Origin of the sequence: Streptomyces sp. DG1A-41, from assembly GCF_037055355.1 — a bacterium.
Classification (GTDB): Bacteria; Actinomycetota; Actinomycetes; order Streptomycetales; family Streptomycetaceae; genus Streptomyces.
The window spans coordinates 6,060,408-6,083,849 of the sequence record NZ_CP146350.1; the positions used below are offsets into that span (position 1 = coordinate 6,060,408).

13 protein-coding genes and 2 pseudogenes are annotated in these 23,442 nt (G+C 72.8%); 11 read left to right on the plus strand and 4 right to left on the minus strand.

The annotated features are described in order from the left end of the window. The first annotated feature begins 360 nt into the window (after positions 1-360). The 4 genes and pseudogenes from V8690_RS28360 to V8690_RS28375 all read left to right on the plus strand — a co-directional run bounded on the left by V8690_RS28360 (position 361) and on the right by V8690_RS28375 (position 4,795). Positions 361-1,104: a DUF3152 domain-containing protein gene (locus tag V8690_RS28360; RefSeq protein WP_338782907.1), complete on the plus strand. Its 744-nt coding sequence runs from the start codon at positions 361-363 to the stop codon at positions 1,102-1,104. Between the two features lie 26 nt (positions 1,105-1,130). Further along, positions 1,131-1,625, plus strand: a pseudogene (locus V8690_RS28365) (ATP-binding cassette domain-containing protein); the annotation flags it as partial. A 189-nt stretch (positions 1,626-1,814) separates the two neighbouring features. Next, positions 1,815-3,569: a DUF3492 domain-containing protein gene (locus V8690_RS28370; RefSeq protein WP_338782909.1), complete on the plus strand. Its 1,755-nt coding sequence runs from the start codon at positions 1,815-1,817 to the stop codon at positions 3,567-3,569. Continuing rightward, positions 3,566-4,795, plus strand: coding sequence for a hypothetical protein (locus tag V8690_RS28375; protein ID WP_338782911.1), 1,230 nt, complete (start codon positions 3,566-3,568; stop codon positions 4,793-4,795). Before V8690_RS28370 ends, V8690_RS28375 begins: the two co-directional genes overlap by 4 nt. A gap of 40 nt (positions 4,796-4,835) precedes the next feature. On the opposite strand, the gene V8690_RS28380 is transcribed toward V8690_RS28375, so the two are convergent. Further along, complete coding sequence (locus V8690_RS28380) at positions 4,836-5,105, minus strand: hypothetical protein (protein WP_338785680.1); 270 nt, start codon at positions 5,103-5,105, stop codon at positions 4,836-4,838. Here V8690_RS28380 and V8690_RS28385 point away from each other — a divergent pair. The 3 genes and pseudogenes from V8690_RS28385 (at position 4,986) to moeZ (ending at position 7,868) form a co-directional block, all read left to right on the plus strand. Further along, a pseudogene (locus V8690_RS28385) lies at positions 4,986-5,889 on the plus strand (NAD-dependent epimerase/dehydratase family protein). The gene V8690_RS28380 and the pseudogene V8690_RS28385 overlap by 120 nt on opposite strands. Beyond that, on the plus strand, positions 5,877-6,626 hold the full coding sequence (locus V8690_RS28390; protein WP_338782913.1) for a spherulation-specific family 4 protein: 750 nt from the start codon (positions 5,877-5,879) through the stop codon (positions 6,624-6,626). Before V8690_RS28385 ends, V8690_RS28390 begins: the two are co-directional and overlap by 13 nt. Before the next feature lie 63 nt (positions 6,627-6,689). Continuing rightward, complete coding sequence (moeZ, locus tag V8690_RS28395) at positions 6,690-7,868, plus strand: adenylyltransferase/sulfurtransferase MoeZ (RefSeq protein ID WP_338782915.1); 1,179 nt, start codon at positions 6,690-6,692, stop codon at positions 7,866-7,868. 92 nt (positions 7,869-7,960) lie between these two features. Here the strand turns inward: moeZ and V8690_RS28400 are convergent, their stop codons facing one another. The 3 genes from V8690_RS28400 to V8690_RS28410 form a co-directional block, all read right to left on the minus strand. Beyond that, positions 7,961-9,430, minus strand: coding sequence for an alpha/beta hydrolase (locus V8690_RS28400; RefSeq protein ID WP_338782917.1), 1,470 nt, complete (start codon positions 9,428-9,430; stop codon positions 7,961-7,963). A gap of 135 nt (positions 9,431-9,565) precedes the next feature. After that, on the minus strand, positions 9,566-11,113 hold the full coding sequence (locus V8690_RS28405) for an alpha/beta fold hydrolase (protein WP_338782918.1): 1,548 nt from the start codon (positions 11,111-11,113) through the stop codon (positions 9,566-9,568). Positions 11,114-11,219: 106 nt separating this feature from the next. Next, positions 11,220-14,018 carry a lysylphosphatidylglycerol synthase domain-containing protein gene (locus tag V8690_RS28410; protein WP_338782919.1) on the minus strand — a complete coding sequence of 933 codons (2,799 nt, stop codon included), beginning with the start codon at positions 14,016-14,018 and terminating at the stop codon, positions 11,220-11,222. Between the two features lie 186 nt (positions 14,019-14,204). On the opposite strand from V8690_RS28410, the gene V8690_RS28415 reads away from it, so the two are divergent. From V8690_RS28415 to V8690_RS28430, 4 genes are all read left to right on the plus strand, one after another. Further along, positions 14,205-14,627, plus strand: coding sequence for an MGMT family protein (locus V8690_RS28415; protein WP_338782921.1), 423 nt, complete (start codon positions 14,205-14,207; stop codon positions 14,625-14,627). Between the two features lie 266 nt (positions 14,628-14,893). Next, positions 14,894-18,250 carry an ATP-dependent DNA helicase gene (locus V8690_RS28420; RefSeq protein WP_338782922.1) on the plus strand — a complete coding sequence of 1,119 codons (3,357 nt, stop codon included), beginning with the start codon at positions 14,894-14,896 and terminating at the stop codon, positions 18,248-18,250. 91 nt (positions 18,251-18,341) lie between these two features. Then, positions 18,342-21,878 (plus strand): ATP-dependent DNA helicase, encoded by a 3,537-nt coding sequence (locus tag V8690_RS28425; RefSeq protein WP_338782924.1) that lies wholly within the window; start codon positions 18,342-18,344, stop codon positions 21,876-21,878. A gap of 10 nt (positions 21,879-21,888) precedes the next feature. Next, the gene (locus V8690_RS28430) at positions 21,889-23,292 is read left to right on the plus strand and encodes a dipeptidase (protein WP_338782925.1); all 1,404 of its coding nucleotides are present in this window, start codon (positions 21,889-21,891) and stop codon (positions 23,290-23,292) included. Positions 23,293-23,442: the final 150 nt, after the last annotated feature.

Below are 23,442 nucleotides of genomic sequence, written 5' to 3' on the forward strand. Positions count from 1 at the left end.
CCAAGCCCGGGGAGGCCATCCCGAGCAGTGGGAAGCCGGGGGCGGCTGGGGTGAGTTGAGGAGCGGCGGCGGTGCTCCCATACCGCGGCAGCGGCGGGCCTCCGTGCCCGGGCCGCGGCAGGACTATCTCGACGCCTTCGACGAGGAGGACGACGTCTTCGCACCCCGTACGCCCGCCTCCGCGCACGCGGCGGACGCCGACGCCTCCGTCACGGACCGGAGTGCCGGCTCCCGGCCGGCATCCGCTCCGACGACGACGATGACGACGCGGCGCCCACCGGCACGCCCGCGCCGGTCAAGGGCGCCAAGGGCCGTACGTTCACCGGCATCGCGGCCGCCGCCGTCACCACCGTCCTGGCCGTGATCGTCGCCGGTCAGGTCACCGACGAACCCGGCGGCGCCGACGTGCAGTCGCAGTCCGCCACCGACCAGGCGCGCGACATCCGGGACTCCGCGTCCCGCGCGGACGGACGGGGGTCCGCACCGAACCCCGGCGCCAAGGCGCTGACGTACGGCGAGAAGATGGGCAGGACGTACCCGCTCGGCGCCACGTTCAAGGGCTCGGGGAAGTTCGATGCCGTGGCCGGGATCGCCGAGGCGCCAGGCGCGGGGCAGAAGTTCACGTATCGCGTGGACGTCGAGCAGGGGCTCGGGCTCGACGCCGAACTGTTCGCCGAGGCCGTGCAGAAGACGCTCAACGACCAGCGCAGCTGGGCCCACAACGGCGCGCGCACCTTCGAGCGGATCTACTCCGGCAAGGCCGACTTCGTGATCACGCTCGCCAGCCCCGGCACGACCGCCGACTGGTGCGCCAAGTCCGGTCTGGACACCACCGTGGACAACGTCTCCTGCGACTCGGCCGCCACCGAGCGTGTGATGATCAACGCCTACCGGTGGGCGCAGGGCTCGGAGACGTACGGCGACAAGATCCACGCCTACCGGCAGATGCTGATCAACCACGAGGTCGGCCACCGCCTCGGCTACGGCCACGTCACCTGCGACAAGGACGGCAGCCTCGCCCCGGTCATGCAGCAGCAGACCAAGTTCCTCGACCACGACGGCATCCGGTGCCGGGCCAATCCCTGGCCGTACCCCGGAAGTTGACACCCGGGCTCGGCCCACGCAACGCGTCCTCCCTCAACCCCCGCCGCAGCGTGGGCGAGTCCATCGCCGACCCGCTGCGTGCGCGGGGTGAGCGAGACGAGGGGCGCATCCGGGAGCGCGTGGGTCGCGAAGGAGTCCACTACGACCGCTATCCCCACGAGTTCAGCGGCGGGCAGCGCCAACGCGTCGGTATCGCCCGGGCGCTCGCGGCCGAGCCGCGCGTCATCGTCTGCGACGAGCCGGTGTCGGCCCTCGACGTCACCACCCAGGGGCAGGTGGCCGCCCTGCTCGGGGAACTGCGACGCGAACTCGGTCTCGCGCTGGTCTTCGTCGCGCGCGACCTGGCCGTCGTACGCCAGGTCAGAGACCGGGTCGCGGTGATGCGGCAGGGCGGGACCGTCGAGGAAGGGCCCGTCGACGAGGCCCCCTGCATCAGGCAGTTTTGGGCCGCCGTACCGGCGCTCGACCCGAAGGCCGCCGCGCGACGCCGGACGGAGCGACGGGAGTCCGTCGCGGCATGACGATCCGTGTCCGGTTGATCTCCTAGCGCGACAGAACGCGATCCGCGCGCGAAAGTTACGACCGTTCACCCCTTTTGGTGGCGCGACGGACAACCGTCCGTCGCGCCACCGCCTTGTCCGCATACGTTCGTCCCGCTGCGAGCCGCCGGGCAACGGTGGCTCCCCATACGGGAGATCGGGGGTGCACTCGTGCGCATCGGACTGCTTACGGAGGGTGGCTATCCGTACGTGAGCGGTGACGCCAGGCTCTGGTGCGACCGGCTGGTGCGCGGGCTCGGCCGGCACGAGTTCGACGTCTACGCGCTCAGCCGCAGCGAACACCAGGAGGACGAGGGCTGGATCCCGCTGCCGCCGAACGTCCGCAGGGTGCGCACCGCGCCGTTGTGGATGGCCGAGGACGACGAAGTGGTCCTCGGCCGCCGTGCGCGCCGGCGCTTCACCGAGTGCTTCGGCGAACTGGCAGCCGTGCTGAGCGGGGCGCCCGGGAGCGCGCCGGCCGCCGCCAAGGGTTCTTCCGAGGGTGCGCCCGCCGCTGCCCAGGGGCTTTCCGCGGGCGTGTCGACCCCCGAGGCGGACCGTTTCGCCAACGCTCTGTACCGGCTCGCCGAACTCGCCCGCGAGGAGGGCGGCCTGGTGGGAGCTCTCCGCTCCGAGACCGCCGTACGCACACTGGAACGCGCCTGTCGTGCGCCCGGCGCCCACCGCGCGGCGCGCGAGGCGCGCGTCCCTGATCTGCTCGCCGTGGCCGCACACCTGGAACGCGCCCTGCGCCCCCTCTCCCTCGACTGGTACGAGGACGACGGACTCGGTGCGGTCGACCTCTGCCACGCCGCGTCCGGCGGCCCGGCCGCCCTGCCGGGCCTGCTGGCCCGTCACTTCACCGGCGTGCCCCTGCTGGTCACCGAGTACGGCGTGCGCCTGCGCACCCACTACCTCACCGCCCCCGGCGCCCCGCCCGCCGTACGGTTCCTACTGGCGGCCTTCCACGGCAGACTCGCGGCCGAGGCCTACGCACGGGCCGAGGTCGTCACGGCCGGCAACACGCACGCCCGCCGGTGGCAGGAGCGCTGCGGCGCCGACCGCGAGAAGCTCCGCACGGTCTACCCCGGCATGGACGCCCGGCCCTTCGCCGAGGTCGGCGAGTCCCCCGAGTGCGCCGACCCGGACACGCTCGTGTGGGTCGGACGCGTCGAACCGGCCAAGGACCTGGTCTCGCTGCTGCACGCCTTCGCGGAGATCCGCAAGCGGCAGCCGAAGACGCGCCTGCGCATCGTCGGCGCCCCCGCCGGTGCCGAGGGCACGGCCTATCTCGGCCACTGCCGGACCCTGGCCGCCCAGCTCTTCCCCGACGAGGCCGACGGCCCGCACGCCGACGGCGACAACCCGGTGTCCTTCGAGGAGATCGGCGGGCCCGAACTCCCGGCCCTCGCCGACGCCTACGCCTCGGGCGCCGTGACCGTCCTCTCCAGCGTCGTCGAGGGCTTCCCGATCAGCCTCGTCGAGGCCATGCTCTGCGGACGCGTGACGGTGTCGACGGACGTCGGCGCGGTCGTGGAGGTCATCGGCGGAACCGGGCTCGTCGTGCCGCCGCGCAACCCGCGGGCGTTCGCCGAGGCGTGCGTGGCGCTGCTGCGCGACCCCGAGCGCCGTGCGCGCCTGGGTGCCGCCGCCCGCGCCCGTGCCCTCGAACTGTTCACGGTCGAGCAGAACGTCGAGGCATTTCACGGCATTTACCTGGAGATCGTCGCGCGCACGCCGATGCGCCGTGTGATCCTCGATGAAACGGGGGCACCGCTGCCCTTCGCGGTCCCCGCCGAGGACCACGTCCCGATCCGCTGGGCCGCCCCGTCGCCCGGCCTCGTCGCCCACGACCGCTCCGGCTGGGCGACGAACAGACCCGTGCGCGCGACCACTCCCGTCCCCGCCCCGGAGGGAGCACGATGACCGGCTTGGGTGAACTGGACCGCCCGGAGACCCCGACGAGCCCGAAGGCGTGGGACGCCCGCTCGGAGCAGGCGCTGAGCCCCGCGGCCACGTCTGAGCCCGCCCCGGAGGCGGCCGCCGACCGCAAGCCGTCCGCCCCGCGTCGCGGTGCCGCCGACCCCGTGAAGGCGCTGATGCACCGTCACCGGGAGCTCTGCGAACGCGCGGTGGACCCCCTGGAGATCGCGGCGGGCCTGGAGGCGCACGGCATCACCGACCGGACCGCCGCCCGCTTCCGCCACCGGGACGTCTTCTCCCTCGCGGAGGAGATGTACGCGCGGGTCTCCCGGGACGGGGACGCACCCCCGCTCTCGGCGCTCGCCGCTCCACGGGCACGCGCCGACTGGGCCCTGCTGACGCTCCTGCCGGGCACGCTGTGCGCCGCCGCCGTGGCCGCCGTGCACCTCACCCACGGCCAGTCGCGCCTGTTCGCGGCGGCGGCCGGCACCCTCGCCGTGGTCCTGGCCCTCCGCGCTGCTCTGCGCCGAGGCCCCCTGAGCAGACCCGACCGTACAGCCCCCGGCCGGGCCAGGACCTGGACCACATGGCTCGTCGCCTACGCCGTCCTGGGCAACGGTCTGCTCGACAGCGCCGTCGCCGGAGGCCCCGACGGCCTGCCCACCGGCACGGCCGACGGCCCCTGGCCCCTCACCACCGCCCCCGTCCTGGCCCTCGCCCTGGCCTGCGCGCCCGCCGCCTGGACCGCCCACCTCTTCACCGTGCGCGCCCGCCGCAAACTCGCGGCCAGCCACGGCCTGGAGGACTTCGCCGCCGCCGTACGACCGCTCCTGCTGGGCGGGTTCGCCCTGTTCCTGGGCGCCCTGGCGGCCCTGCTCACGCTCTGCGCCGCAGTCCTCGACGAGCCCGCGGCCCACGCGGAGGCCCTCACCCTGGGTGCCCTCCTCTTCCTGGCCCGCCTCCTCACCACGCACGGTTTCGCCTACGCCCCGGCCGTGGTCCTCACCGCCACGGCCACGATCCAGGCCGCCGCCCTCGCCGCGGTCTTCACCTCCCGCCTCCCCGCCTGCGGCTTCCTGGCCATCCCCGTCGAAAGCCTCGTCACCACATGGGGCGCCGGCAGCGTCCCCGCCCTCGCCTGTGGTGCGGCGGCCCTCGCCCTCCTGGTCCACGCGACCCGCAAGCTGACCAGGGCCTCGGCCCACGCACCACCGGAGCCCTCCCCGTGAGCGCAGCTGCCACCGGCCCCGTCGCCAGCGGCAGCACTCCTCACATCCCTTCCTTCCCCACCTCCCTTTCCGCCTCAAGGAGAACCCGCATGACCACCCGCCCAGCAGCCCCGGCCGCCCCGGGAGCCGCGCGATGAGAGTCCTGCTGATCGGAGCCAACGGCTACATCGGGCGCTTCGTCGCCGACCGCCTGCTCGCCGACCCGGCCGTGCAACTCACCGCCCTCGGCCGCGGCGACGACGCCGACGTCCGCTTCGACCTCGCGTCCGGCAGCCCCGGCGCCCTCACCCGCTTCCTCGACGCGGTCCACCCGGGCGTCGTCGTCAACTGCGCCGGCGCCACCAGGGGCGGTGCCCGCGAGCTCACCCGCCACAACACCGTCGCCGTGGCCACCGTCTGCGAGGCCCTGCGCCGCAGCGGCTGCGGGGCCCGTCTGGTGCAGATCGGGTGCAGCGCCGAGTACGGCCCCAGCCAGCCCGGCTCCTCCACGGCGGAGGACGCCGTCCCCCGGCCCGGCGGGCCGTACGGCGTCAGCAAACTGGCCGCCACCGAACTGGTCCTCGGCTCCGGCCTGGACGCCGTCGTCCTGCGCGTCTTCTCACCGGCCGGGCCCGGCACCCCCGCCGGCTCACCACTGGGCCTGGCTCGCCGAGGCCATGCGCCGCGCCATGCAGTCCGGCGACGGCGAGCTGAAACTCGGCGGCCTCGGCGCGCAGCGCGACTTCGTCGACGTCCGGGACGTGGCCCGCGCCGTCCACGCCGCCTCGCTCTCCGCCGCGCAGGGCGTCATCAACATCGGCTCCGGCCGCGCCGTACGCCTGCGCGACGCCGCCGCGGTCCTCGCCCGCGTGGCCGGATACGGCGGCGCCCTCCATGAACTCGACGGCCCTCCCGGTGCCCTGCGCCCGGCCATCGGCCACCCCCGCCCCGACCCGGACCACGCGCCCTCGGTCGCGTACCCGTACCCGGACGGCTGCGGCAGCTGGCAGCAGGCCGATGTGCGCACAGCCCGCGACCGGCTCGGCTGGCGCCCCCGGATCGGCCTGGAGGAGTCCCTCGCCGACATCTGGATGGAGGCCGCATGCCGCATCTGACCAGCAGCCGGCCCCACACCTCCGGCACGGAACTCCGCCCCGGCGTCGGAGTCCCCGGCTACGCGCACCCCCTCCTCGCCCCCACCGAGTGGGGCGCACTCACCCGCCCCGGCACCCCGCTGCACTGGGTGGTCCTCAACGTGGCCGACGGTCCCGGCGCCCGGCCCGACCCGCACTGCCTGGAGGCGGCCGGCCGCCTGCGCAACGCGGGCATCCGCGTCCTCGGCCGCCTCGACACCCGCTACGGCACCCGGAACTTCGGAGAGCTGATCTCGGATGCCCACCGGTTCGTCGACTGGTACCAGGTCGACGGCTTCCTCCTGGAGCGCTGCCCGGCGGACCACGTCGGGCTGCCCGAGGTGCGCCGTACGGTCGCCACGCTCCGCGTGATTCGTGACGATGCCCACATCATCCTCGGCCACGGCATCCACCCGCACCCGGGCTACACCGGGCTCGCCGACCAGCTCGTCACCTTCTCCGGCCCGTGGAACGACTACCGATGGTCGCAGGTGGCCGAGTGGACCGCCGACCATCCGCCCGAGCGCTTCTGCCACTTCGTCCACGGAGTGTCCCGCCCGCACCTGGCGGAGGCACTGCGCATCGCCCGCCGACAGGGCGCCGGGACGATCTGGTTCACGGACCAGACGGACGACGGCGGCCGCACCGACCCCTGGGAGACCATGCCCGGCTACTGGGACGAAATCGTCTCGCGTATCGGAACAGGTGTCTCGGAATGAAAAAGCGCATGGCACTGTTACGGGGAGAACAACCGTAGTGATTGACCGACCAACGGAGTCCCCGTGTCGCTGCCACCCCTGGTCGAGCCGGCTTCCGAGCTCACCGTAGACGAGGTCCGCAGGTACTCCCGCCACCTGATCATCCCCGACGTCGGGATGGACGGGCAGAAGCGGCTGAAGAACGCCAAGGTGCTGTGTGTGGGCGCCGGCGGCCTGGGCTCGCCGGCGCTGATGTACCTGGCCGCCGCGGGCGTGGGCACGCTCGGCATCGTGGAGTTCGACGAGGTCGACGAGTCGAACCTGCAGCGCCAGATCATCCACAGCCAGTCCGACATCGGCCGCTCCAAGGCCGAGTCCGCCCGCGACAGCGTCAAGGGCATCAACCCGTACGTGAACGTGATCCTTCACGAGGAGCGGCTCGAGGCCGACAACGTGATGGACATCTTCAGCCAGTACGACCTGATCGTCGACGGCACGGACAACTTCGCGACCCGCTACCTGGTCAACGACGCCTGCGTGCTGCTGAACAAGCCGTACGTGTGGGGCTCGATCTACCGCTTCGACGGCCAGGCCTCCGTCTTCTGGTCCGAGCACGGGCCCTGCTACCGCTGCCTGTACCCGGAGCCCCCGCCCCCCGGCATGGTCCCCTCCTGCGCCGAGGGCGGCGTCCTGGGCGTACTGTGCGCGTCCATCGGCTCCATCCAGGTCAACGAGGCCATCAAGCTGCTCGCCGGCATCGGTGAGCCGCTGGTCGGCCGGCTGATGATCTACGACGCCCTGGAGATGCAGTACCGCCAGGTCAAGGTCCGCAAGGACCCGGACTGCGCGGTCTGCGGCGAGAACCCGACCGTCACCGAACTCATCGACTACGAGGCCTTCTGCGGCGTCGTCTCCGAGGAGGCCCAGGCGGCGGCGGCCGACTCCACGATCACTCCCAAGCAGCTCAAGGAGTGGATCGACGACGGCGAGAGCATCGACATCATCGATGTCCGCGAGCCGAACGAGTACGAGATCGTCTCCATCCCGGGCGCCCGACTGATCCCGAAGAACGAGTTCCTCATGGGCACCGCCCTGGAGAGCCTCCCGCAGGACAAGAAGATCGTCCTGCACTGCAAGACGGGTGTCCGCAGTGCGGAAGTCCTCGCGGTCCTTAAGTCCGCGGGCTTCTCGGACGCGGTCCACGTCGGCGGCGGCGTGATCGGCTGGGTCAACCAGATCGAGCCGGACAAGCCGGTGTACTGACCGGACGGGCCGGCGTACCGGGCCGTATCCGGTTTCCCTTCCCGAGCGGCGGGGGCTTCGCGCACCACGGGTGCCCGGAGCCCCCGCCGTCGTCATGAGCAGACCTTGCCGTCCTGTGGCACCGTGCCGTCCAGCAGATACGCGTCCACCGTGGAGTCGACACAGTCGCTGCCGCTGCCGTACGCGCCATGTCCCTCGCCCCGCCAGGTGAGCATCACTCCGACGCCCTTGCCCAGCTCGTCGGCCATCCTCCGGGCACCCTCGTACGGGGTGGCCGGGTCGCCGGTGTTGCCGACCACCAGGACCGGTGCCGCGTCGGGTGCTCTCACCTCCGGGGTGTCGTGCTGTCCGGGCACCGGCCAGTCGTGGCACCAGCCGGCCGTGTCCCAGCCGAGGAACGTCCCGAAGACCGGGGAGATCTTCTCGAACTCCGGCAGTAGCTTCCTGGTGGTCGCCGCGGTCGGCCGCTGCCTGTCGTCCAGGCACGATATGACCCGTTGCGCGTGGGTCGTCGTGCCGTAGCGTCCCGACGGGTCGCGTTCGTTGTAGCGGTCGGCGAGGGCCAGCAGCTCCGAGCCGTCTCCCCGCTCGGCCGCGTCGAGGGCGCTGGTCAGCGTCGGCCAGCTGTCCTTGCTGTACAGCGGCAGGATGATGCCGGTGACCGCGAGCGTCTGTGTCAGCTTCCGCCCGGGCGTGGCCGTCTGAAGGGGCCGGGCGTCGATCCGGCGCAGCAGGTCCGCGATCTTCCGCGAGCCCTCCTCCGGGTCCTGGCCCGTGGACGTCAGATAGCCGTTCAGCGCGCGCTGGAAGCCCCTGGCCTGGTTCTTGGCATGTCCCACCGCGTCGGCGCCGGGGTCGACGACCGCGTCCAGGGTCATCCGGCCCACGTTCTTCGGGAACAGGTGCGCATACGTGCCGCCCAGTTCGGTGCCGTAGGAGATGCCGAAGTAGTGCATCTTCTCGTCGCCGAGGACCTCCCGTATGCGGTCCATGTCGCGGGCCGAGTCGGTCGTCGACACATGCGCCATCAGCTTCCCGGCGTCCTTCCGGCAGCCCTTGCCGAAGTCGGCGGCGTCCTGGAAGTAGGCCTTCTCCTCTGCGGGTGTGTCCGGGGTGACGTCCACCGACTCGGCTGCCTGGATCTCCTTGTCGCCGCGGCAGCGCACCCCTTCGCTGGCGCCGACCCCGCGCGGGTCCCAGCTCACCAGGTCGTACCGCTCACGCAGCCGGGAGACGGTCGGGGCGTGGGACGGCATCATGGACACGCCCGAGGCGCCGGGGCCGCCGAAGTTGAACAGGAGCGAGCCGGCGCGGTCGTCACCGCGGGCCTTGGCGCGGATCAGCGACAGCGCGATCGTCTCGCCGTCCGGCTTCGACCAGTCCAGCGGCACCTTCAGCGTCGCGCACTGCCAGTCGCTGCTCGGCGCGGGGGCGTCGGCTGTGGCCTTGCAGCGGCCCCAGGAGACCCCGCCCCCGTCGTCGTCCGACGAGCCGCCGCTGCACCCCGCGGCGAGCAGTGCCGAGGCGACCGTCAGAGCGGTCCACCGTGCGAAACGCGTCATGTGCCCATCCCCCTCGCAGGCCGTCCGCATCGTGCCGCGGATGGCGGTCAGGCCATGGTAGGCAGATCCCGCGTCGGCCGTCGCAGCCTGTGGATAACCTTCTGACCTGTGTGTTTGCCGAGCTCGGGGTTGATCTCAGGTACAGATCGTCCCCGCCCGGGGCACCTTTCCGTCCAGCAGATAGCCGTTCACCGCGTCCTGCACGCACTTGTTCTTGCTGTCGTACGCGCCGTGCCCCTGCCCCCGGTACGTCAGCTCCACCCCGACCCCCGCGCCCAGCGCCTCCGCCATCTTCCGCGCGCCCTCGTACGGGGTGGCCGGGTCGCCGGTGTTGCCGACGACCAGGATCGGCGCCGAGCCCGGCGCGCTCACCTCCGGGTGGTCGGCGGCACCCGGCACGGGCCAGTCGGTGCAGCTGATCATGCCCCAGGCCAGGTAGTCGCCGAACAGGTCGGAGGCCGCCCGGAACTCGGGCAGTTTCCGCTCGACGAAGGCGGTGTCGTAGCGGGGCTTGTCGTCCGCGCAGTTGATGGCGGCGTTGGCGGCGGCGATGTTGCTGTATTCGCCGTTCTCCTTGCGCCCGTTCTTCGAGTCGGACAGCAGCATCAGGATGCTGCCGTCGCCGTCGTACGCCTGTTGCAGGCCCTCGGTGAGGTACTCCCAGAAGTCCTGCGAGTACAGTGCCTGAAGGATGCCGCCGGCCGCCGCGCTCTGGGTCAGCTCGCGCGGGAAGACACCCGGGATCGGTGTGCGGTCGAGGTCCTTCAGCAGCCTGGCGATACGGTCCTTCACGTCCTGTGCGCTGGCGCCGAGGGGGCATTCCTCGGTCTTCGACACGCAGTCCTCGGCGAAGTTGTCCAGCGCGAGCTGGAAGCCCTTGGTCTGCGCGAGCGAGCCCTGTTCGGGGTTCTGCGTGGGATCGACGACGGCGTCGAACACGGCGCGGCCGACCCGCTCGGGGAACAGGTGGGCGTAGACGCCGCCGAGTTCGGTGCCGTAGGAGATGCCGAAGTAGTGCAGTTTCCCGTCTCCCAGGACCTGGCGCATCAGGTCCAGGTCGCGGGCCGCGTCGGTGGTGCGCACGTGCGGCAGGATCTTCTCGGAGTTCTTCTCGCAGGCGTCGTTGAACTCCTTGGTGTTGTCCAGGAGTTCGGTGCGCTCGGCGGTGTCGTCGGGCGTGGCGTCCTGCTGGAAGTACGCGTCGAGCTGCTGGTCGTTCTGGCAGATCACGGGGGCGCTGCGGCCGACTCCGCGGGGGTCGAAGCTGACCAGGTCGTAGCGGGTGCGCAGGGTCTCGTAGTCCTCCGCGAAGGCCGGCAGCGAGGTGACGCCCGAGCCGCCGGGGCCGCCGAAGTTGAAGATGAGCGATCCGATGCGTGCGTTCTCGTCGCCGCTGCTCCTGGCCCGGATCAGTTCGAGGCCGATCGTGTCGCCCTTGGGGTCGTCCCAGTCGAGGGGGGCCTTCATGGTGGCGCACTGCCACTCGCCGCCGTCCGGCAGCGGTGAGGGCGCGGTGCCTCCTCCCTGGGCATCGGACGGGGTCGGGCAGTCCTCCCAGCTCAGCTCCTGCTTCGTCAGGTCCTCGTCCTTGGCGTCGTCGTCACCGCAGCCGGTCAGCACGGAGGACAGCAGCACGGCGGTGGCGGTCAGGGCGGCGGCGCGCAGCCGGAGGAGCGTGGGCATGGTTCCATCCTGCGGCGGCGGGAGGCCGGACGCGCGGGACGCGTGCCGTACGAGGTAAGGGGGCTGGTGGTGCTCCGGTGGTGCTGAAGGGCCTGGGGCGGCCGGGTCAGAGGGCCTGCTTGCGGGTGAGGTGGTTGAAGGCCAGCCAGCCTGGCAGCACGGGCAGCCACAGCGTCAGCAGGCGGAACAGCAGGACCGCCGGGGCCGCGACTTCCTTCGGCAGGCCGACGGCGATCAGACCGACCGTCAGCGTCGCCTCGACCGCGCCCACACCGCCCGGGGTCGGCGCCGCGGACCCCAGGGCGTTGCCCGCGAGGAAGACGACGGCGACGCTGGCGAGGCTGATCGACGTGGACTCGTCGCCGAACGCGCGGATCGACGCGTCCAGGCACATCACGAAGCAGGCGGTCAGCAGCAGCATGCCGCCGATGCCGGTGACCAGCTTCTGCGGCCGCTGGAGCACGTCCAGCATGCGCGGCACGACACCGGCGAACAGCGACCTCACGCGCGTGACGACGAACTTCCGCAGGAACGGCACCGAGGTCACCACGAGCACGAGCACCGCCACCGTCAGCAGACCGGCGATGACGGTCCTGGACGGCGACAGTGACGGCGTCTTCTCGGTGCCGGTCAGATAGCCGAAGGACAGCAGCATCAGGATGTGACAGCCGAGCCCGAACAACTGCGACGCTCCGACGCTCGCAACCGCGAGCCCCGGCCGCACTCCCGCGCGCTGGAGGAAGCGCGTGTTGAGGGCGACACCGCCCACTGCCGCCGGGGCGACGATCTTCACGAACGACCCGGCGACCTGCGCCGCCACGGTCCGCAGGAACGGCACCCGCTCGGGCACGAACCCCAGCAGAGCCATAGCCGCCGCCACGTAGCTGAACATCGAGAACAGCACGGCCGCGGCGACCCAGCCCCATTCGGCGTTCGCGATGAGCGGCCCGAACTCGATGTGCGTGAGCTGCGTCAGCAGGAAGTACGCGCCGATCGCGCCGGCCATGAAACTGATCAGCGTGCGCGGCCGCACCCGCTCCAGCCGGGCCGGCTCGACCGGTGCCTGCGGCCTGATCCGCAGCACCTCGTGCCGGATCTGCGTGAGCAGGTCCTCCTCGCGCGCCTCCTCCAGGGCCTCGTCGATGGCCCGCTTCTCGGCCCGCTGCTCCGCCCGTACGGCCTTCTTGTCTGGTTTCTCCAGGACCGGAACGGCCTCGTCCGAGGCGTCCTCCAGGCGCGCCTGCTTGGCCTGCCGGGACGCCTCCAGGACCGCCTCGCGCTCGCGCTGTGCCCGCTCCCGGGCCAGTCGGCGCAGCGTCGCGCGTGTGGAGCGGCTGAGGGCGATGGGCTGGAGCATCGGCAGACAGTCCGCCACCGCGTCGGGGCCGAGCACCTCCACCGCCGAGGCGACCGCCCGCTCGGCGCCCACCCGGAGGCCGAGGGTCACCAGCAGCTGGGACGTGTCCATGCGCAGCAGCAGGTCGCCGGCCGCGATCTCGCCGACGCGCAGGTCGGTGAGGATCACCGTGCCGGAACGATCCACCAGAATCGCGTCGCCGACCAGCCTGCGGTGCGCGATGCGCCGGGACTGAAGAGCCTTCACCTGGTGCCAGGTGTCGCTCAGCAGGTCATCGGTGATCTCCTCGTCCGGCAGCGAGTCCAGGGTGCGGCCGCCGCTGTGCTCGTAGACGAGCATCACCGCGTCGGGACCCAGTTCCGAGGTGGCGATCAACTTGGGCGCGTTGGCGCCGGCCGCGATCGCCGCGTACGCCAGCAGCGCCTCCTGCTCCAGGGCCTGGCGCAGCGACTGGAGGCTGCTGCGGGTGGCGAAGCCGCGCAGGGTCAGGTTGCGCCAGGCGCGGTAGAAGAAGCCCTGGGCCTGCTGCTCCCGGTCGACCACCGTCACGTCCAGCGGCGGGCCGTCCTCGAGCGTGACGAAGTAGCGGCGGCCGCGGTCCCCGGTGTCCGGGTTGCTGTCCGGGATGTCTTCGCGCGACGCGCTGACGGGCCGGAAGCCGACGGTCCGCAGGCCCGCCATCAGGGTCTGCCCGGTGGGCCGGACGTTGGGCGAGCCGACCGCGTAGAGCGTGCCGTAGGCCACGGTCCAGCCGATCAGCACCGTCAGGATGATCGAGAACGGTGTCGTGTACCCGGTGACGAGCATCGAGAAGGCGTCGAGGAGCAGCACGACCCACAGCACGGTGCGCCATCTGGGCCTGCGCGACATGCCGACGGCTGTCATGTACGCGATGACGGGCGCCAGATAGCCGTGCACGGGGTCGGTCAGCGCGTGGATGTCGCCGGGGGAGGGCTGGGTGAGCGCCTCCTGGATCGAGTCGGGGGCGGCGCGGGCGACCCACAGGTCGGTGGCGAGGGTCACACCGTGGGCGAGCACGGCCGCGAGCACGCCGTCGGCGATTCTGAGCCCGTCCCGTTTGATCAGCCGCTCGATGGCGAAGGCGACCGGCACCAGCAGGATCGCGATGCTGGAGGCCAGTCCCGCGATCTTGATGAGCAGGTCGGGCGCCTGGCCCGTGCCCTTGTTGATGTCCTGTTCGAGGCCCGAGGTGGTGCCGTGCGCGAACGCGGCGATTCCGATCAGCAGCGCGACGGCGAGCACGCCCACCAGGAACCGCATCAGATCGGACGGGCGGTGCACGCGCGCGGGGAGCAGCGGTTCGTCGCCCTCCACCTCGTCGATGTGCACGGTGTCCTCTTCCTCGACGGCCGTGGGGGCCTTCTTGCCGGGCTTCCGGGATGCCGTCGGAGCCTTCCTGCCGGACTCCTCGGCGGCCGTCCCGGCCTGGTCACCGGCCCGCTTCGGGCCTTCGTCCGCGGTGCCCGGGCGCGACGCAGCGTCAGAGGTGCCCTCCGTGTCCTCCGGGTGCGCACCCTGCTGCTTCATCGTCTCTTCTTGGTCTCGTATCACCGGTCACCGCCCGCACGATGGTGGCATGCCGCACCGACACACGGGGGCATCAGGGTGCACATGCGGGGGCGGACAGTCTGCCCTACGCGCTCCTGCCGGGCGAGGCAAACGCTCCGGAGCACGCCCGTCCCGTTGTCGGTGGGGTGGGGCAGGATGGGACGGATGAGTGAGGAGAGTCTGCCGGAGGACGCCGACGCGCGGGACGCCCACGCGGAGTACGACGGCCCCCGTGAGGAGCCCGGGCAAGCGCTGCCCGCGTACGCCGAGCGGGTCCTGGACGCCGCCGAGGAGATCCCGCCGGGCCGTGTCATGACATACGGGGACGTTGCCGAGTGGCTCGAGGAGGGCGGTCCGCGGCAGGTCGGCCGAGTGATGGCTCTCTACGGCGGAGCCGTTCCGTGGTGGCGCGTCGTCCGCGCGGACGGAGTCCTGCTGCCGGGCCACGAGCAGCGGGCGCTCGGCCACTACCGCGCGGAGGGCACGCCCCTGAAGGAGGCGAGCCGGGCCGCCGAGGGCCACCTGCCGCGCCTCGACATGAGACGGGCGCGCTGGGACGGCGGCGAACGCGCGGAGGGTCACACCTGACAGCTTCCGCCATCGGACGCCCTCCCGTGTGACCCGTGATCCGTACGGGAGAATCGGGGCACGCCGTCGGCATGACGTACGTTCGTGAGATGAGGGACGTGGGTGCCATGAGCGCTCGGAGTGACCGGCGGGAAGAAGGGGAAGCCCTGCTTCCGCCCCACCCGTCGGCGTAGCGTCGGCTGAACGCGTCCCCGTCACCCCGCGGTCACCGCCCGCCACGCGCGGTGGCTCGCCAACCAGCACTTCCACCAGGACCGGCGAACCACGTGAGCTCCTCTTCCTCCACCAGCGGCCTGTCGCACCCCCGCGTGCGGCGGGGGAGCCGTGGCGCTTACCGACTCGTACGTACCCCTCCTGCCCGGGTGGACCCCCCTCTTTTGGACGCCTCGCAGCGCTCCGTGGTTGACCACACCACGGGCCCGCTGCTCGTTCTCGCAGGTCCGGGGACCGGCAAGACCACCACGCTCGTCGAGTCCGTGGCCGAGCGCATCGCCCGGGGCGGGGACCCCGAGCGCGTGCTGGTGCTCACCTTCAGCCGCAGGGCGGCCGTGGAGCTGCGTGATCGCATGGCCCTGCGGAGCGGCGCGGCCCACGCTCCCCGGGCGACTACCTTTCACTCGTTCTGCTACGCCCTGGTCCGTGCCCACCAGGACAGCGACCTGTTCGTGGAGCCGCTGCGGCTGCTGTCCGGTCCCGAGCAGGACGTCTCGGTCCGGGAGCTGCTCGCGGGCCAGGTGGATTTGGAGCGGCTCGGCCTCGCGCACGTGCGCTGGCCGGACGAACTGCGCGCCTGCCTGACCACCCGTGGTTTCGCCGACGAGGTCCGCGCGGTCCTCGCCCGCACCCGTGAACTGGGTCTCGGCCCCGACGCCCTGGACGCCTTCGCCCGCCGCACGGGACGCCCCGACTGGCGTGCCGCCGCCGCCTTCCTCGCCGAGTACCTCGACGTGCTCGACCTCCAGGGTGTGATCGACTACGCGGAACTCGTCCACCGCGCGGTGCTCCTCGCCCGTCGGCCCGAGGTCGCCGCGTGGCTCGCCGCCCGGTACGACGCCGTCTACGTCGACGAGTACCAGGACACCGATCCCGCTCAGGTACGACTGCTGCAGGCGCTGACCGGCGGCGGCCGCACCCTCGTCGCATTCGGAGACCCCGACCAGTCGATCTACGCGTTCCGCGGGGCGGACGTGAACGGCATCCTCGACTTCCCGCACGCCTTCCCGCGCGCGGACGGCCGCCCGGCCCCGGTCGCGGTGCTGCGCACGTCCCGCCGCTCAGGCGCCGCCCTGCTGGCCGCCACCCGGCTGCTGACCCAGCGCATGCCGCTGACCCGCCTGCCCGCCGAGAAGGTGCGCGCTCACCGCGCGCTCGCCCCCGTACGGGACGGCGGCCGCGTCGAGGCGTACACGTACCCGACGCCCGGGACGGAGCTGGACAACATCGCCGACATCCTCCGCAGGGCCCACCTCGAAGACGGCGTGCCCTGGAGCGAGATGGCCGTCCTGGTGCGCGCCGGCTCCCGCACCATCCCGACGGCCCGCCGCGCCCTCACGGCGGCCGGCGTGCCCGTGGACGTCGACGGCGACGACGTGCCCCTGCGCCACGAACCGGCGGTGGCACCGCTGCTGACGGCGCTGCGGGCGGTGGCCACGGCGGAGGCGGGGATTTCCGAGACGGGACCTGCCGAGCCTGAGGACTCCGAGAGGGACACCTCCTCCGAGGACGCCCCTGCCGCGCGGCCGGACACCTGCTGGCTCGACACCGAGACCGCTCTCACCCTCCTCACTTCCCCGCTCGCGAGCATGGACGCCGCCGACCTGCGCCGCCTCGGCCGGGCCCTGCGCGACGAGGAGCGGGCCGTGGGCAACCCGCTGCCGCCGCCCTCCGACGTGCTGCTCGCGCAGGCACTCGCCGAGCCGGAGCGTCTCGCCGTGCACGACCCCACGTACGCGCGCGGCGCCCAGCGCCTCGGCGCGCTGCTGCGCAAGGCCCGTGAGCGGCTGGCCGGCGGCGGGACGGCCGAAGAGGCCCTGTGGGACCTGTGGGAGGGCACGCCGTGGCCCACGCGGCTGGAGCGGGCCGCCCGCCGCGGCGGCGCGGCCGGGCGCAACGCGGACCGCGATCTGGACGCCGTCTGCGCGCTGTTCGCGACCGCGGCCCGTGCCGAGGAGCGCACCGGCGGCCGGGGCGCCCTCAACTTCCTGGAGGAGATCGAAGCCGAGGACATCGCCGCCGACACCCTCACACGCCGTGCCGTACGCCCCGACGCCGTCCGCCTGATGACCGCGCACCGCTCCAAGGGCCTGGAATGGCGCCTCGTGGTCGTCGCGGGCGTCCAGGAAGGCCTGTGGCCGGACCTGCGACGCCGCGGCTCCCTGCTGGAGGCCGACCGCATCGGCCGCGACGGACTCGCCGAACCCCTCACCCCCGGCGCGCTGCTCGCCGAGGAGCGCCGCCTGTTCTACGTGGCCGCCACGCGCGCGCGTGAACGCCTCGTCGTGACCGCGGTCAAGGCCCCGGCGGACGACGGCGACCAGCCCTCCCGCTTCCTGACCGAACTCGGCGTCGAACCCAAGGACGTCACGGGACGCCCGCGCCGCCCGCTGTCCGTCGCGGCACTCGTCGCCGAACTGCGCGCCACCACCGTCGACCCACGCGTCTCCGACGCACTCAGGGAGGCCGCCGCCCGCCGCCTCGCCCGGCTCGCCGTCCTCGCCGACGAGGACGGCCGCCCCTTGGTGCCGTCCGCCCACCCCTACCGCTGGTGGGGCATGTTCGAGCCGACCGAGTCCAAGGTGCCGCTGCGCGACCGCGACCAGCCCGTCGTCCTCTCCGGCAGCGCCCTCGACCAGCTCGCCAACACCTGCGCCCTGCAATGGTTCCTGGGCCGCGAGGTCAAGGCCGACGCGCCCGCCACCGCCGCCCAGGGCTTCGGCAACGTGGTGCACGTCCTCGCCGACGAGGTCGCCTCCGGGCACACCCCGGCCGACCTCTCCGTCCTCCTGGAACGCCTCGACTCCGTGTGGAACGCCCTCGCCTTCGACGCGCCGTGGAAGTCGGACCAGGAGAAGGACAACGCGCGCGTGGCGCTCGAACGGTTCCTGAAGTGGCACGTCATGGACCGCACCGGGCGTACGCCGGTGGCCAGCGAGCACGACTTCGACGTCACCCTCGAAGCCGGCGACTACCAGGTGCGCGTCCGCGGCCAGATGGACCGCGTCGAGGCGGACGGCGAGGGCCGTGCCTACGTGGTCGACTTCAAGACCGGCAAACAGGCGCCCACCGGCAAGGAGGTGGAGCGCCACCCGCAGCTCGCCGTCTACCAACTGGCCGTCCGCGAGGGCGCCGTCGACGACCTCTTCGACGGTGTGCGACCCGAGCCGGGCGGCGCCGAACTCGTCCATCTGCGCCAGGGCGCCGCCCAGCGCGACGGCGGCGAGACCCTGCCCAAGGTGCAGGCCCAGGAGCCGTTGGAGGGGGAGTGGGTCGGCGACCTGCTGGCCACCGCGGCCGGCAAGGTCCTCGACGAACGGTTCACGCCGACCGCCGGCCAGCACTGCACGCACTGCGCGTTCCGGGCCTCGTGCACCGCGCGGCAGGAGGGCCGCCATGTCGTCGAGTGACCTATCGCACCACATGTGCTGACCTGCGCTTCTTCTGGCCCGGCAGGCGACCGGGCCGCCACTGTCAGTGGCCGCCGCTAGCCTCTCTGACGTGCCCGCCCGTATCTCCGATCCCGAACAGCTCAAAGAACTCCTCGGCATCCCGTTCACCCCGGAACAGATGGCGTGCATCACCGCGCCTCCCGCCCCGCAGGTGATCGTGGCCGGAGCCGGCTCGGGCAAGACGACGGTGATGGCGGCCCGCGTGGTGTGGCTGGTCGGCACCGGCCAGGTCGCACCCGAGCAAGTGCTCGGTCTCACCTTCACCAACAAGGCCGCCGCCGAACTCGCCGAGCGCGTCCGCAAGGCGCTCGTCAAGGCCGGCGTCACCGACCCGGACGCCATCGACCCGGACAACCCGCCGGGCGAGCCGGTGATCTCCACGTACCACGCCTTCGCGGGCCGCCTGCTCACCGACCACGGCCTGCGCATCGGTCTCGAACCCACGTCCCGGCTGCTCGCCGACGCGACCCGCTTCCAGCTCGCCGCACGCGTGCTGCGCGAGGCCCCGGGGACCTACCCGGCCCTGACCCGTTCCTTCCCGGACCTGGTCGGCGACCTCCTCGCCCTGGACGCCGAACTCTCCGAGCACCTCGTCCGCCCGGAAGCACTGCGCGCGTACGACGCCGAACTGCTGCTGACCCTGCGCGGCGCCAAGCTCACCAACGCCGACCTGCGCAAGGTCCCCGAGGCGGCCGCCGCCCGTCGCGAACTGGCCGAGCTGGTCAGCCGCTACCGGGCCGCCAAGCGCGAGCGGGACCTGCTCGACTTCGGCGACCAGATCGCCCTCTCGGCCCGGCTCGCGAAGATCCCCGAAGTGGGCCGCGCTCTGCGCGACGAGTTCCGGGTGGTCCTGCTCGACGAGTACCAGGACACCTCGGTCGCCCAACGCGTCCTCCTGGCGGGCCTGTTCGGCGAGGGCACCGGCCACCCCGTCACCGCCGTCGGCGACCCCTGCCAGGCGATCTACGGCTGGCGCGGCGCCTCCGTCGCCAACCTCGACGACTTCCCCCAGCACTTCCCCCACGCCGACGGCCGCCCCGCGACCCGGCAGGCGCTCAGCGAGAACCGCCGCAGCGGCGGCCGCCTCCTCGACCTCGCGAACGGCCTCGCGGAGCCCCTGCGCGCCCTGCACGCGGGCGTGGAGGCCCTCCGCCCGGCCCCCGGCGCCGAACACGACGGCATGGTGCGCTGCGCCCTGCTGCGCACCCACGCCGAGGAGATCGCCTGGGCCGCCGACTCCGTCGCCCACCTCGTACGGACCGGGACCGCCCCCGGCGAGATCGCCGTCCTGTGCCGCACGGCGACCGACTTCGCCGAGATCCAGGGCGCCCTGGTCGCCCGGGACATCCCGGTCGAGGTGGTCGGCCTGTCCGGATTGCTGCACCTGCCCGAGATCGCCGACCTCGTCGCCGTCTGCGAGGTCCTCCAGGACCCCGGCGCAAACGCCTCCCTGGTGCGCCTGCTGACCGGCCCGCGCTGGCGTATCGGCCCGCGCGACCTCGCCCTGCTGGGGCGGCGCGCCCGGCGTCTCGTGGCCCACGCGCGCGTCGAGGGCGACGACGACCCGGACCGCAGGCTGGCCGAGGCCGTCGAGGGAGTCGACCCTGCGGAGGTGATCTCGCTCGCGGACGCCCTCGACACGTTCCTGGAGACACCTCTGGACGGCCACGGGGACGACGACGGGCTGCCCTTCTCGGCCGACGCGCGCGTGCGCTTCGCCCGCCTGGCCGCCGAACTGCGCGAGCTGCGCCGCTGTCTGGCCGACCCGCTGATGGACGTCCTGCACCGCGTCCTCGCCGTCACCGGCCTGGAGGTCGAGCTGTCGGCGTCCCCGCACGCCCTGGCCGCCCGCCGCCGCGAGACCCTCTCCAACTTCCTGGACGTCGCCGCCTCCTTCGCCGCCGGCGACAACGAGGCCACCCTCCTCGCCTTCCTCGGCTTCCTGCGCACCGCAGCCCAGTACGAGAAGGGCCTCGACAACGCCCTCCCCGGCGGCGAGAACACCGTCAAGGTGCTGACCGCCCACAAGTCCAAGGGCCTGGAGTGGGACGTCGTGGTCGTCCCCGGCCTGGTCACCGGCACCTTCCCCAGCAGCCAGGGCCGCGAGAAGTGGACCTCCCAGGGCAAGGTCCTGCCGCACCGGCTGCGCGGCGACGCCGACACCCTGCCCGACGTGGAGTCCTGGGACCCCAGGGGCCTGAAGGCCTTCCACGAGGCCATGAAGGACCACCAGCACACCGAGGAGCTCCGCCTCGGCTACGTCACCTTCACCCGCCCCCGCTCCCTGCTCCTGGGCTCCGGCCACTGGTGGGGACCCACCCAGAAGAGGCGCCGCGGACCGTCCGCGTTCCTCCAGGCCCTCCACGACCACTGTGCGGCCGGGTACGGCGAGATCGAGGCCTGGGCCGACGAACCAGCCGAGGACGAGGAGAACCCGGCCCTGCACCAGGCCACCGCCGACCAGGTGTGGCCCCTGCCCCTGGACGAGACGGCCCTGGCCCGCCGCCGCGCGGCCGCCGCGACCGTCCTGGCGCACCTGGAGGACCTCACGTCCCAGGAGGACGGACACCCCGCGGCCGTGCACGACCCGGACGGGGACGACGACCCGGAGTGGCCGCCGCCCCCCGAGGACGACGAGCCTCCGTACGACGAACCGGACCCGTTCGACGACGATCCCTTCGAGGGCGACGCCGTCGCGGAAGACCCGGCGGACCGGGACGAGTGGCCGGCGGACCGGGACGAGTGGCCGGCGGGCCGGGACGAGTGGCCGGCGGACCGCCCGACCGTCCCGCACCAGGCGGGCCCACTGGAAACCACCTCGCGCCCACACCCGACGACGCCGGAACACCCGCAGCTCACCCCCGAGGAAGCCCGCACCGTCGCCTCCTGGGACCGCGACCTCGACGCCCTCACCGGAGAGCTCCTGCGCGCCCGCGACAGCGTCACCGAGGTCCCCCTGCCCGCTGCGCTCACCGCGTCCCAGCTGCTGCGCCTGGCCGCCGACCCGGACGGCTTCGCGCAGGAACTGGCCCGCCCCATGCCCCGCCCGCCGCAGCCCGCCGCACGCCGCGGCACCCGCTTCCACGCCTGGGTCGAGGCCCGTTTCGAAGCGCTGACGCTGCCGTTCCTGGAGCCCGGGGAACTGCCCGGCAGCGACGCCGAGATCGCCGACGAACAGGACCTGGAAGCGCTCAAGGACGCCTTCGAACGCACCGAGTACGCGCACCGCACGCCCCACCGGGTGGAGGCCCCCTTCCAGCTCGAGATCGCCGGCCGCGTCGTACGGGGCCGCATCGACGCCGTCTACAAGAAGGGCGACGGTCAGGAGACGACGTACGAGATCGTCGACTGGAAGACGAACCGCACCCGCAGCGCCGACCCGCTTCAGCTGGCCGTCTACCGCCTCGCCTGGGCAGAGCAGCAGGGCGTGCCGCTGGAGTCGGTCACGGCCGCGTTCCTGTACGTGCGCAGCGGCGAGGTCGTACGGCCGGACGACCTGCCGGACCGGGCCGCGCTGGAGCGGCTGCTGCTCGAGGAACCGTCCGGTGAGGAACCGCACTCCGAGGACGTCAGTGCGGGCCGATAGGCTCGTGACCATGAGCCAGACCCCGGACAGTGTCGTCCGTACGTACATCGAGCAGCATCGCGCCGCCTTCCTCGACGACCTCGCCGAGTGGCTGCGCATCCCGTCGGTGTCGGCCCAGCCGGACCACGAGCCCGACGTACGACGCAGTGCCGACTGGCTCGCCGCCAAACTGAAGGAGACCGGTTTCCCGACGGCCGAGGTCTGGCAGACCCCGGGCGCGCCCGCCGTCTTCGCCGAGTGGCCCTGTGACGAACCGCAGGCGCCCACGGTGCTGGTCTACGGCCACCACGACGTGCAGCCCGCCGCCCGGGAGGACGGCTGGGACACCGACCCCTTCGAGCCGGTCGTCCGCGAGAACCGCCTCTACGCGCGCGGGGCGGCCGACGACAAGGGCCAGGTGTTCTTCCACACCCTGGGAGTCCGCGCCCACCTCGCCGCCACCGGCCGCGTCACCCCGGCGGTGCACCTGAAGCTGCTGATCGAGGGCGAGGAGGAGTCCGGCTCGCCGCACTTCCGGGCCCTCGTCGAGCAGCACGCCGAGCGGCTCGCCGCCGACGCCGTGATCGTCTCCGACACCGGCATGTGGTCCGAGGACACCCCCACGGTGTGCACCGGCATGCGCGGCCTCGCCGAGTGCGAGATACGGCTGCACGGCCCCGACCAGGACATCCACTCCGGCTCTTTCGGCGGCGCGGTGCCCAACCCGGCGACCGCCGCCGCCCGCCTCGTCGCCGCCCTGCACGACGAGCACGCGCGCGTGGCGATCCCGGGTTTCTACGACGGCGTGGTCGAGCTCACCGACCGCGAGCGGGAACTCTTCGCCGAACTGCCCTTCGACGAGCGGCAGTGGCTGCGCACGGCCAGGTCGTACGCCACCCAGGGCGAGTCCGGATACACCACCCTGGAGCGCGTCTGGGCCCGCCCCACCGCGGAGGTCAACGGCATCGGTGGCGGCTACCAGGGCCCCGGCAGCAAGACCATCGTGCCGTCCTCGGCCATGGTGAAGCTGTCCTTCCGGCTGGTGGCGGGCCAGGACCCCGACCATGTCGAGAAGGCCGTCCGGGCCTGGGCGGAGCAGCAGGTGCCCGCCGGGATCCGCTGCGAGGTCACGTTCAGCGGGGCCACGCGCCCGTGCCTGACGCCGCTGGACCACCCGGCCCTCCAGTCGGTCGCCCGCGCCATGGGCCGGGCCTTCGAGAAGCCGGTCCGTTTCACACGCGAGGGCGGCTCCGGACCGGCGGCGGACCTCCAGGACGTCCTCGGCGCACCCGTGCTCTTCCTCGGCATCTCCGTCCCGTCCGACGGCTGGCACGCCCCGAACGAGAAAGTCGAGCTCGACCTGCTCCTCAAGGGCGTCGAGACCACCGCGTACCTGTGGGGCGACCTCGCCGAGCACTGGCGCCATGCGCCCTGAGCGTCCCGTGCCGTCCGGACCGGCAGCGCGCGCGGGGCACACTGGAAGAGCCGCCCAGCGCCGCGGAACCCCGCCGGACCCGGTCGCCTCCCGCCGTACGTCCCGCTGATCAGCCCGCCGAACCCGACCGTTCCACCGGGGAGTTGGAAG